General features: G+C 62.0%; 10 protein-coding genes and 1 tRNA gene. 6 read left to right on the plus strand and 5 right to left on the minus strand.

Annotated features, from left to right (window positions below):
* Positions 1 to 47 precede the first annotated feature (47 nt).
* Positions 48 to 134: transfer RNA gene (locus WB528_RS17460), tRNA-Leu, on the minus strand.
* A gap of 335 nt (positions 135 to 469) precedes the next feature.
* Between WB528_RS17460 and WB528_RS17465 the strand changes: the two genes are divergently transcribed.
* Positions 470 to 910 (plus strand): hypothetical protein, encoded by a 441-nt coding sequence (locus WB528_RS17465; RefSeq protein ID WP_423889654.1) that lies wholly within the window; start codon positions 470 to 472, stop codon positions 908 to 910.
* A 27-nt stretch (positions 911 to 937) separates the two neighbouring features.
* Here the strand turns inward: WB528_RS17465 and WB528_RS17470 are convergent, their stop codons facing one another.
* Together WB528_RS17470 and WB528_RS17475 are read right to left on the minus strand one after the other, a co-directional pair.
* Positions 938 to 2,122, minus strand: coding sequence for an FAD-dependent monooxygenase (locus tag WB528_RS17470; protein ID WP_423889655.1), 1,185 nt, complete (start codon positions 2,120 to 2,122; stop codon positions 938 to 940).
* A gap of 12 nt (positions 2,123 to 2,134) precedes the next feature.
* Positions 2,135 to 2,380 carry a zinc-finger domain-containing protein gene (locus tag WB528_RS17475; protein ID WP_423889656.1) on the minus strand — a complete coding sequence of 82 codons (246 nt, stop codon included), beginning with the start codon at positions 2,378 to 2,380 and terminating at the stop codon, positions 2,135 to 2,137.
* A 796-nt stretch (positions 2,381 to 3,176) separates the two neighbouring features.
* Here WB528_RS17475 and WB528_RS17480 point away from each other — a divergent pair.
* Together WB528_RS17480 and WB528_RS17485 are read left to right on the plus strand one after the other, a co-directional pair.
* Complete coding sequence (locus WB528_RS17480) at positions 3,177 to 4,316, plus strand: hypothetical protein (protein WP_423889664.1); 1,140 nt, start codon at positions 3,177 to 3,179, stop codon at positions 4,314 to 4,316.
* Positions 4,317 to 4,350: 34 nt separating this feature from the next.
* Entirely contained in the window at positions 4,351 to 5,103 is a 753-nt protein-coding gene (locus WB528_RS17485) for an alpha/beta fold hydrolase (protein WP_423889657.1), read from the plus strand.
* On the opposite strand, the gene WB528_RS17490 is transcribed toward WB528_RS17485, so the two are convergent.
* Positions 5,089 to 6,390 (minus strand): hypothetical protein, encoded by a 1,302-nt coding sequence (locus WB528_RS17490; protein ID WP_423889658.1) that lies wholly within the window; start codon positions 6,388 to 6,390, stop codon positions 5,089 to 5,091. The two genes, WB528_RS17485 and WB528_RS17490, sit on opposite strands and share 15 nt — an antisense overlap.
* 323 nt (positions 6,391 to 6,713) lie before the next feature.
* Between WB528_RS17490 and cysE the strand changes: the two genes are divergently transcribed.
* Entirely contained in the window at positions 6,714 to 7,544 is an 831-nt protein-coding gene (gene cysE / locus WB528_RS17495; RefSeq protein ID WP_423889659.1) for a serine O-acetyltransferase, read from the plus strand.
* 170 nt (positions 7,545 to 7,714) lie between these two features.
* Entirely contained in the window at positions 7,715 to 7,933 is a 219-nt protein-coding gene (locus WB528_RS17500; protein ID WP_079543740.1) for a DUF3126 family protein, read from the plus strand.
* 39 nt (positions 7,934 to 7,972) lie between these two features.
* Here the strand turns inward: WB528_RS17500 and WB528_RS17505 are convergent, their stop codons facing one another.
* Entirely contained in the window at positions 7,973 to 8,683 is a 711-nt protein-coding gene (locus WB528_RS17505; RefSeq protein WP_423889660.1) for a hypothetical protein, read from the minus strand.
* A gap of 233 nt (positions 8,684 to 8,916) precedes the next feature.
* Between WB528_RS17505 and WB528_RS17510 the strand changes: the two genes are divergently transcribed.
* Positions 8,917 to 9,246: a DUF6949 family protein gene (locus WB528_RS17510; RefSeq protein WP_423889662.1), complete on the plus strand. Its 330-nt coding sequence runs from the start codon at positions 8,917 to 8,919 to the stop codon at positions 9,244 to 9,246.
* The last annotated feature ends 51 nt before the right edge of the window (positions 9,247 to 9,297 follow it).

Genomic DNA, 9,297 nt, shown 5'->3' on the forward strand with positions numbered 1-9,297 from the left:
CACCATGGGTGCAAACCGCCTTAAAGCGTGCGGCTTGGGCCGGCTATTGGTGCGGGCGGTGGGACTCGAACCCACACGACGTTGCCATCGAGGGATTTTAAGTCCCTTGCGTCTACCAATTCCGCCACGTCCGCTTTGGTCACAAGATCAGATAGTTAGCGCAGTTTTTGAGTCCGGAAAATGAGCCGGTTCAGCTTGGCGCCGCCCCCAAACCTTTATGCGACTGCGCGAAGCAAGGAAAGCCTCATTGCGGACATCAGTGCCGCCTATTTGAAGCTCCGGCATCGCTGGCGGCAAAAACCGTTCAGGAGCTTCAAATAGCAAGCGGCGCTGGAATCACGACTTTACTGGTGCCCATGACTTTCCGAAGTTCGTGAATGGTGGCGCTGAGGGCGGAGCACGAACTTCGGAAAGCGGGTACCAGCGCCTGCTTTACGCAACCTCAATGTTGTCGGTCTAACAGGGTCCCATGATCGTCTCGCTCGCCTGCCGCCGTGCGCCGTCTCATGTCCTCGCGGGCGTGGCCGCGCTGCTCGCCTGTGGCGCGATGTTGTCCGGTTGCGCCGACATGAGCGACGGCATGACGTCGGCATTTGCGGACCCCTCGAAATACAATCTGTACGATTGCAAGCAACTGGAAACCGAGCGCAAGAGTCAGGCGATCAAGATGGCCGAGTTGCAGGGCCTGATGAACAAGGCGCAAGAAGGCTTCGCCGGCCCGGTGGTGGCGGAGGTCGCCTACCGCAACGACTACATTGCGCTGCGCGGCCAGAAGAAGAACGCCGACGAAGCATGGGCGCTCAACAAATGCCACGACAGCCCGCCATCCAAAACGGCGGCGACGGCGGCGCCCGCGCCGGTCACGACGTCCGGCCATGCTCCGACGAGGTCGGGTGGCGCTGCCTATTGATGCGAGTAGCGGCGAGGCGTCGCCGTTTCATATCCGCCAGTCGTAAATCCAGTTTTGCCGCGACAGCATGCGCTTTGGCCCCATCGCCTTGATGACGAGGTCGCGTGCGGCGGCAAGCGGACCACCGAGATGATAGATGCGTCCCGCCTGCCGCGCGCTGCGCTGGATCCGTGTCACGCGCGGCCGGCGCAGCCGCGCATAGCGTTGTAGCGCCGCCGACAACGCCGCGGGTCCTTCGTTCTGGCGCTCAGCGATGCACTTGGCCAGAACGGCCGCATCCTCGATCGCCATGGCCGCGCCTTGGGCCGCGAAAGGCAGCATGGCGTGAGCGGCGTCTCCCAATAGCGCCATCGCGCCGTCGGTCCATTGGCCGCCGCCCGGCACGGTGAACAGCGCCCATCTCCGCCAGCCGTCGACGGCGCTGACCAGCATCCGCGGAATGGCGTGCCATCCGGCCGCGACGAATGCGCTCTTGATCTCGTTGCCGTCGCCCGGCTCGCTCCAGCCCGGCCTGTTCCATTGTCCCGGCACGATCGCAACCACATTGATCTGGCGCGCGCCCGAAATCGGATAGGCCACGAGATGGGCATCCGGTCCCATCCAGAGTTGAACCCGGCGCGAGGTGTATTCACGCGGCAGCTGCGTGGTATCGAGTGTACCACGCCAGGCGATCAGCCCGGAGAAGCGAGGTTGCGCTTCCGGGAGCAGGTGATGACGAACCGTCGACCAGATGCCGTCAGCGCCGATGAGCGCCACCGCGAGTTCCTGCTGGCGCGTCGGGCCGCTGCGTTGGACGACCGTGAGCCCCTTGGCATGGGGGCTCACGTCCTCGAACTGGCATCCGAGCCGCAACTCGATATCGGAATGGCTTTCGACCTCGTCCCGCAACGCCGCCTGCAAATCGGCGCGGTGAATCAGCCAATAGGGCGCGTCCTTCCCGGCGAGGGGAAGGCGGGCGATCTCACTGCCGTTGGTGGCGTTCATCAGGCAGATGGCTTCGGGCGTCACGGCGCGCGAGAGCCGCGGCTTGAGACCGAGGTCGATCAGTACGCGGCTTGCATTGGGCGAAAGTTGCAGGCCGGCGCCAGCCTCCTCGAGCCGCTCGGCCTTCTCAAGAACGATGACACGAAATCCTTGCCTGGCGAGCGCCAGCGATGCGGTCAATCCCCCGATCCCGGCGCCCGCAACGATGATCGTGCGTGAAGCCGCCACGCCACCGGCCGGTCAGGCGACCTTGTCGGTCAGCACGCATTCCGGCGGACGGGCCTCGCCCGCCTTGAGGTCGGCGGCATAGCGATAGAGCGTCGAGCAGTAGGGGCAGATGATCTCGTTGTCGTTGCCGAGGTCGAGAAACACGTGCGGATGATCGAAAGGCGGGTTGGCGCCGACGCACATGAATTCCTTCGAGCCGATCTCAATGACGGCAACGCCGGCATCGTTATGAAAGTGCGGAACGACATGATCGGACATCGGATTCACCTCGGGTAGAGCGAGCAGCAGACGACACCGGCACCAGGTTCCGTCACTGGAAGAGGGGCATCACCATAAAGGCGGCTGCCGTTGATTCCCAGTGTCCGGTATCTGACGAAGCGAGTGTCAAACCGACCGCAGCAGTGGGGGTGGATTTGACATGTTCCGCAACCCTGCGGTAGCCCCGCCACTGATTTCTATCTTACAAGTTCGACACAATCTTGCTGCCCCGGAGAAGCCCTTCTTTCGTCGGGGCGGTTGTGTCGTAAAAGCGGCGCATTACTTCTTTGGAGTCCCGGTTGTGACATTCGTACTCCGTCACGGCGGGCTCTTTTACGAGCGTCAGAGCCAAAGGGACACCACAACTACAAGTTACTAGTGTGGCGGTTCCGAAGTCCGCATCTTTTGTGCCGCGGGCGGGTCATGCGGACTTCTGAACCAAAGCCACACTAGATCAATAGGTTTGCTAGTGTCCTTTCGATTCCGAAGTTCGAAACGTGGCTCCGAAAAATGCTACGAACTTCGGAATCGGGACACCAGAGCTCCGATTCCGAAGTTCGCACGGTATCGCGGCAACCTCCGATGCGAGCTTCGGAATCAAAGGAGCTCTGGTAACTTATTGATTCTAGTGCGGCCTTGAATTTGAAGTTCCTATAAAGCGATTGCGGCAACACTGATAGGAACTTCAAATTCGCCGCACTAGTGTGGTTTTGGGATTTGAGGTACTCGCGTGGAAGCGAACGTCAAATCCACCACGCTGGAAGATGTGCGGCACTTCACCGAGCAGGTATTTCGAATGAAACGGTGGCGGATCGGTTTGGCGCTGGCGGCGGTGACGGCAAGCAGTGCTGCGCTTGCCGTGGTGTGGCCGCATGCGCGCGACGCTACAGCCATGCTGGCGGCGCAGGACGATCCGGCGGAATTGTCGGACCTCCAGGTCAGTTCTGCGCTGCGGAATAGCCAAAACATGGTGGCCAGCCAGATCGAATCGGCGCTCGCCGCGCATGACACGGGCCTCGCCTCAAGCTTCGTCGATCTCGCCAAAGCCAAGAACATCGCGCTGCCGGAGGATCTGCTGCGGCGGGTAGACCAGGCGGTTGCGGAGGAAAGCACGGCTTCGCATTTTGCGAAGCAATTTGCCTCGGGCCTTGTGACGGGAAATGCCGACGACGCCGGCAGCCTGTCCGGTACTGTTGCCGGCGATCTTTTCGTGTTCGGCGACATCAGGGACGTGGTTCGCGAGGGCAAGCATCTGGTCATGGGCGAGGACACCGACCGTCTGGTACTCGGGCTTGCTGCCACAGGTCTTGCGGTGACGGCAGCGACCTATGTCTCCGTGGGTGGTGTGGCGCCGGTCCGTGCCGGGCTGACGCTCGTCAAGGATGCCCGCAAGGTCGGGCGGCTCGGCGAAGGGCTCACCGAGTGGGCCGGGCGCTCCGCACGCGGGATCGTCGATGGGCCGATGCTGGAAGATGCTGTCGCGACCAGTGCGACGACGTCTCCCGGGCAGACCGCGCGTGCAATCCGCGCCGCCTTCCATGCCGAAAAGGCGGGTGCGCTGGTGCGGATGGCGAAGGATGTCGGCCGCGTCGGTGAGAAGGCCGGTGCGCGCGGCGCGCTCGACACGCTGAAGATCGCCGAAGGCCCCGAGGATGTGGCACGCGCCGCGCGGCTGGCGGAATCCTCAGGCGGCAAGACGCGCGCGATTCTGAAGCTGCTTGGCCGCAGCGCGTTGCTGCTGACGGCTGGCGCGCTCGATTTGTCCTTGTGGATATTCGGCGCGTTGTTCGCTCTTTTCTCCCTGCTGGCATCGATCAAGGCGATGACCGAGCGGCTGACGCAGTCGTGGATTGATCACGGCAAGCGGCGAAGGTTGCGCCGGCAACTTGCCGGCCTTGTGCATCCGGCGGTGGCCAGCGCCGTCATAAACGGCTAATTTCCAACTCCTCCTCAAAAACACGGAAGTAGCGATGCCGAGTTTCCATCACGGCGCTGTTGAAATTGCCTATCTCGACGAAGGCGAGGGCGAACCGATCGTGCTCGTACATGGCTTTGCTTCCAGCAAGAATGTGAACTGGGTTTATCCGAGCTGGGTTTCGGATCTGAAGAAGAGTGGCCGCCGCGTGATCGCATTCGACAATCGCGGCCACGGCGATTCGAGCAAGCCTTACGATTCTGCCGATTACGAGCTCGCCATCATGGCAACCGACATCGCAGCCTTGATGGATCACCTCGGGCTCGAGCGCGCCGACGTCATGGGCTATTCGCTGGGATCGCGGATGACGGCGATGTTGGCGCGAAGCAAGCCGCATCGTTTGCGCTCGGCGATTCTGGGCGGCATCGGCATCGGCCTGATCGACGGCGGCGGTCCCGGCGAAAATGTCGCCAAGGCGTTAGAGGCCGATTCCCTCGACGAGGTCACCGACCCCGTCGGGCGTACGTTTCGCGCCTTCGCCGACCAGACCCGATCCGACCGGAAGGCCCTCGCAGCGTGCCTGCGCGGTTCGCGCCGCCTGTTGACGAAACAAGAGGCGGCCGAAATCCCGGTTCCCGTGCTGATTGCGGTCGGCACCGCGGACGAGATTGCGGGTTCGGCACATGCGCTCGGCGACATCATTCCGGGTTCGGAAGTTCTCGACATCCCAAACCGCGACCACATGCGCGCGGTCGGTGACAAGGTCTACAAGGCCGGCGTGCTGGATTTTCTGTCACGCCGGCCGTGACGGACCCTTCGGGGTATTGCCGCGCTGCCAGCGCCTCATCGCCGCGATCATGATGGCGAAGGTCGTGATCCAGACCAGGCGCGAGCCATAGCGATCGTGCGGCCCCGAAATCACGCCGCAGATGAAAGCATTGCCGAGCAGCGTCAGGCACACGGTCGCCATCAACAGCGTCACGTCGTCGATCTGCCTTCGCCAGATCGCAATGATCAGCAGGACAAAGACCAGCGCCGTCGAGAACAGTGCGACGGGAACATGGACCAGGTTGAGCGGCCCGAAGGTGAGGTGGCTCTTCTGTTGGCGCGCCGCATCCACCCATTTCAATTGTTGCGGCAAAAATTCCCGGAAGATGCCGTAGGTGTGCATCATCGTCGGATGGTCGGTATTCTCGCCGGTGGCTACTTTGAGCAGCTGCTCGGTTGTATCCATCAGCGCTGCCTCGGCCTGCCATAGCGGATAGTCGGCGAGGGCGTGGACGGCGATGTATCCCATCTCATCGCCCATGCCGGGAAAACGGCCGAGCTTGTTGAAGACGGTCTCCCGGCTCCACAGGAAATCATCCGCGGTTTCCGGCAGCTCGTTGCGATACGGGCAGAGCTTGAACTGCTGTGTGGGACAGTGGTCGTTCAGATAACGCGTGACGATTCCGTCCTGAAGCATGCGAGCGAAGGCGATGGAATAGCCGCCCGGCGTCCACGCCACCTGTCCGGACAAAGCGTAGTTGGCGGAAACCAGCATGATCGCGCCGGCGGCGATGGTCAGCATGCCCTGCACGAGCGGCGCGGCCTTGATCCGGTCGCGCAGAAAAGGGCGCGCGATCCATCCGACGCAACAGAGACCCAACAGAACGCCCATTGTTGCGCTGTGGGTCGCCGCCGCAAATGCGGTGAAGACAAACAGCGCAGCCTTTTCACGCCCGGAAAGCTTGTCGCCGTGCACGACGAGAAGAAACAGCGACAGCACCGACAATCCGGCAAAAATATCGGTCAGGAGCATGCTGGCGAGCCATGGCAACGCCGTCGTCAGCGTCAGTACCAGGCACGATACGAACAGCCGCCATGGCTTGGCGAGGCCGAAGACCCGCAGCGTGAGCTGCAGGATCCACATTGTCGCCAGCGCCTGGATCGCCAGGTTGACCCAGAAGTGGGTGTGTTCGCCATAATGCAGATAGAGGCCGAACACCGTCGACCGGCTCGGGACGAGGTGGCCTTCGTACCACCTCGCCAGATAGCCGCCGGTATCCGACTGGAGCACGGGGAAGCCGTTCCAGAGCGCCGGCGCGAGCAGCATCAAAGGGATTGCGGCAGCGATCCCCCAGACAACAAGGGGGTTCGTGGCGCGTCTATCCAACGTGTGAGTAGTAATATCTGCCATCCCCGCCGACCATGCCCAAAGACCACAGTTTCATGAAATCCGCCATTAGTCGGCTTGATTTGCAGAAACGGCCAACCAAGTAGGGCCAACGGAACCCCATCCCGCCGGCGCTCGCACGCCCCAGTACGGGCGTTCACCTTGGTGTGAGAGCAACGGGACAGCGGGAAGGGCCCGTGCTAGAATAATGCCGTCATCAAGTCTGATTATCGTTGCCACAGAGGAATTTGCGGGCAAAGCCTATGGTAAAGCATCAGATCAATCCGCAGGCCGGCGCGACGCTCGCCTCACTCGATCCGATCTGGGATCGCGTGCGGGCTGAGGCAGAGGACATCGTTCGCCGGGAGCCGGAACTCGCCTCGTTCATTTATTCCACTGTTCTTCATCACGACCGGCTCGAGCAGGCCGTCGTGCATCGGATTGCCGAACGGCTGGACCATTCCGCCCTGTCGGGCGATTTGATTCGTCAGGCCTATGACGAGGCGCTGCGCGACGATCCCGATCTCGGCAATGCCTTCCGCGCCGACCTGGTCGCGGTGTACGACCGCGATCCCGCGACCTCGCGCTTCATCGATCCCTTGCTCTATTTCAAGGGCTTCCACGCCTTGCAGACCCACCGCCTGGCGCACTGGCTGTTCAAGAAGGGCCGGAAGGACTTCGCCTATTACCTGCAAAGCCGTTCATCGGGCGAGTTTCAGACCGACATCAATCCGGCGGCGCAAATCGGCCGCGGAATCTTCCTGGACCACGCCACGGGCTTCGTGTGCGGTGAGACGGCGGTCATCGAAGATGACGTTTCGATCCTGCATGGGGTTACGCTCGGCGGTACCGGCAAGGAGAATGAGGACCGCCATCCCAAGATCCACCACGGTGTTATGATCGGGGCTGGGGCCAAGATCCTCGGCAATATCGAGGTCGGCCATTGCGCCAGAATCGCCGCGGGCTCGGTGGTCGTAAAGTCGGTGCCGCATAATGTGACGGTTGCGGGCGTGCCGGCCAAGATCGTGGGCGAGGCCGGCTGCGCGGAGCCGTCGCGTACGATGGATCAGATGATCAACGCGATTGGGCTTTGAATTTCAGCGCGCTGTGCGAAAAAGCGGCCGGTGAAACCGGCAAACGGCGCAATCGTGGCTTTGCAGTTGGCCTGATGCGCGGCTATAACGGCCTCTGTGATCCACCACCCTAGCGGTTCTCGCCGGTTCGTTCTAAAATTTCCCAAAGACCTTCGCATTCGGAGACTGCCGTGGACGTTCAGGAAGTCAGGAAGCTCGACGCCTATCTCAAGCGCCTGTTCGGCAACCCCAAGATTCGCGTGGTTCCGCGGCCCAAGAAGGATGACTCAGCCGAGGTCTATATTGGCGAGGAATTTATCGGCGTCTTGTTTGTCGATGACGAGGACGACGACCGCTCGTTTCAATTCCAGATGGCGATCCTGGAAGACGATCTGGTCGAGCAGGGCTGAGGTTCAAATAGCCTGATTTCGCGGTGGCCGTTTGGCCCGTTATTTCTGACCGTGCAATTGCAGCGTCAGGCGATCCATCGCGTCCGCAACGTCGCGCCAGTGCGCCAGCCAGCTGCGTGGAAAGCGAAAGGTCAGATCCGCCCCCTCGACGCGGCGTTCGCTCAGGCACATGCCGGGTGTGGCCGCCTCGCGGCTGCAACGCGCCACGAAGTCAGGGGCGTTCGCTGAGAACAAATCTTCCCCGCTGTAGGGTGAGCCTTCGCGAAAGGCGCGCATCGTCAGACCGTCTTCACCAACCGTGGCCGTCTGATCGAGATAGCGCGGGAAAATGGTGCGGGCGCGGACCTCCGGCGCCAGCGCGTCGTGATGTGCCGCGATCGACAGGAAAATCCGGTCAATCGGCTGCATGGCCTCGTCCACATCGGCTGCGCTGACGCGCTTTGGCGCTTCCGGCGGCTCGAGCGACGGGTAGGCGAAGAAGAGATCGATTCGCTCCTGCGGCCCGGTGTGGTGCTGGATTTTCATCCGGATCGATGCGGAGGGCACGTTGAAGAGTGTCGAGCCGATGCTCACCGGCAAACGCGTCGGGCCGCTCGCAGTGTCAACCTCCCAGGTCGGCCATAACAGATAGGCAACGAGCGCCAGCGCAGCCGCTGCGATGGCGCCGACAAGAAGGATTGGAAGCAAATGGCCGCGCAAATCCTTGCCGGTGCTGCGCGCGATATTCTGGGCCGTAGTGACGAAGGTCATGAGTGGATGATCGTGAATCGGGCGGGACGGAATGGCGGGTCGAATCAACGCCGAATATGCCACGCGGCATCGTGCATCCGAATGGTCTAAGGCGAGGGCAGGCCGCGTGAGCCATGTGCTGTCAGCGGTTCCCTGCGGTTACCCATTAACCTTTCCTTAAGGATGTTGTGGCGGCGGCGAACCAATTTTGCGAAGCAGGGCGCGACTTCAGTTGTTGCGTGGAATGAGCCCAGATGACGCCGGACGCGTTGAATTCCCTGTTTTCCCTTTGCATCGGCTTTGCACTTGCCGGTGCGCTCACCAGCGGATACCAGGCCATCGTGCACCGTCCTGTGGGTTTCAGCCTGCTCCAGGAGGGGGTTGCGCCGAGTACCTTTGCCGCCGTGCCGTTCCTGGTGTTTGCGGCCCCCTTCATCATCATGCGCAACACGCTGCAGGGCGCCCAGATCGAGCGCCGCCGTTTCGAATTCGTGATGATGGCGACCGTGCTGGCGGGGTTCTGGAGCCTGATGTCCGGAACGTTTTTCCTGATGACCTTGCGCGCCACCGGCCTCCTGGCCTGAGGTTTTTCGTCTTCGCGCGTTTTCTTGACGCGAACCGCTATCCGCTTCGCT

It is taken from the genome of Bradyrhizobium sp. (assembly GCF_049586575.1).
Classification (GTDB): Bacteria; Pseudomonadota; Alphaproteobacteria; order Rhizobiales; family Xanthobacteraceae; genus Bradyrhizobium.

Coding starts and splice junctions, on each gene's coding strand:
- WB528_RS17505 (WP_423889660.1), bottom strand. CDS start 8,683: ATGACCTTCGTCACTACGGCCCAGAATATCGCGCGCAGCACCGGCAAG.
- WB528_RS17480 (WP_423889664.1), top strand. CDS start 3,177: ATGAAACGGTGGCGGATCGGTTTGGCGCTGGCGGCGGTGACGGCAAGC.
- WB528_RS17510 (WP_423889662.1), top strand. CDS start 8,917: ATGACGCCGGACGCGTTGAATTCCCTGTTTTCCCTTTGCATCGGCTTT.
- WB528_RS17475 (WP_423889656.1), bottom strand. CDS start 2,380: ATGTCCGATCATGTCGTTCCGCACTTTCATAACGATGCCGGCGTTGCC.
- WB528_RS17465 (WP_423889654.1), top strand. CDS start 470: ATGATCGTCTCGCTCGCCTGCCGCCGTGCGCCGTCTCATGTCCTCGCG.
- WB528_RS17490 (WP_423889658.1), bottom strand. CDS start 6,390: ATGCTGCTCGCGCCGGCGCTCTGGAACGGCTTCCCCGTGCTCCAGTCG.
- WB528_RS17485 (WP_423889657.1), top strand. CDS start 4,351: ATGCCGAGTTTCCATCACGGCGCTGTTGAAATTGCCTATCTCGACGAA.
- cysE (WP_423889659.1), top strand. CDS start 6,714: ATGGTAAAGCATCAGATCAATCCGCAGGCCGGCGCGACGCTCGCCTCA.